This window comes from Romboutsia sp. 13368 (assembly GCF_018336475.1).
In the GTDB taxonomy this organism is placed as follows: domain Bacteria; phylum Bacillota; class Clostridia; order Peptostreptococcales; family Peptostreptococcaceae; genus Romboutsia.
In genome coordinates, this window is the sequence record NZ_CP048741.1 from 850,853 (window position 1) to 852,157 (window position 1,305).

Below are 1,305 nucleotides of genomic sequence, written 5' to 3' on the forward strand. Positions count from 1 at the left end.
TACATTATAAATAATTTCAATTATGTAGTGTATAAAGTAATGATATACCTTTAGTGCTATGAACTAATTGAATTTTGCAGATAAAAACTACATAAAATCATAGACTAATACCTAARTAAATAGTAAAATTTAACAGTAGAATAAAGTCTTATAGGAGGTAAAACTTGAAAGAATTAATGAATCTATTTTGGGCATTTTGTAGAATAGGTGGTCTTACCTTTGGTGGAGGATATGCAATGTTACCTATGCTACAAAAAGAAGTTGTAGAAAATCATAAATGGGCAACAGAAGAAGAATTACTAGACTACTATGCAGTAGGTCAAGCAACACCTGGAATAATAGCAGTAAATACTGCAACTTTYGTAGGATATAAACAAAAAGGAATAATAGGAGCGGCCTTTGCAACTTCTGGAGTTGTATTTCCATCACTTATTATAATAATGTCTATAGCAGGATTTATAGATAATTTTTCTGATTTAAATATAGTACAACATGCTTTTTCTGGAATAAGAATAGCAGTTGGTGTACTTATACTTAATGCACTTATAAAACTTGTAAAAGGCTCTGTTAAGGATATACTTGGAATAATATTATTTGTAGCTACATTTGTAGCATCATCATTTTTAAATATATCTGTAGTTTACATTGTTGTAGCTGCAGCATTAATAGGAATTATAAGTGATTTTGTTAATAGAAAAAGAGGTAGTGAAAAATGATTTATATAATATTATTTTTAGAGTTTTTTAAAGTTGGATTATTTACTATAGGAGGAGGCTTAGCTTCACTTCCATTTTTATATGAGTTATCAGACAAATATACTTGGCTTACAAAGTCTATGATTGCTGATATGATAGCTATATCTCAATCAACACCAGGACCTATTGGTGTAAATATGGCTACATATGCAGGATTTAAGGCAGGAGGAATACTTGGAGGAATTGTTGCWACATTTGCTATAGTACTTCCATCATTTATTATAATTGTTATAGTTGCAAATTTTTTAAATAAATTTAAAAATAGTAAATTAGTTGATAGTGCATTTAAAGGTTTAAGGCCAGCTGTTACTGGGCTTATTGCTGTTGCTTGGTTTGAAATTATAAAAATATCTATAATAAATGTAAGTAAGTTTTTACAAACTAATAATTTATTTGATGTAGTTATAAATTTTAAAGCTTTAATGATATTTTTAGTAATATTTTTATTAACTAAAAAGTTTAATAAGCACCCTATAGTTTTTATAGGACTTGGAGCATTAGCTGGAATAGTGTTTAAAATATAATTATTAAATAAATATGATTTTAATAA

The 1,305-nt window shown here is 27.1% G+C and carries 2 protein-coding genes; both read left to right on the top strand.

Annotation, left to right across the window (positions count from 1 at the left end):
• Positions 1 to 164 precede the first annotated feature (164 nt).
• Positions 165 to 716, top strand: coding sequence for a chromate transporter (locus G3997_RS03490; protein ID WP_296648168.1), 552 nt, complete (start codon positions 165 to 167; stop codon positions 714 to 716).
• Positions 713 to 1,279, top strand: coding sequence for a chromate transporter (locus G3997_RS03495; protein WP_296648171.1), 567 nt, complete (start codon positions 713 to 715; stop codon positions 1,277 to 1,279). Before G3997_RS03490 ends, G3997_RS03495 begins: the two co-directional genes overlap by 4 nt.
• The last annotated feature ends 26 nt before the right edge of the window (positions 1,280 to 1,305 follow it).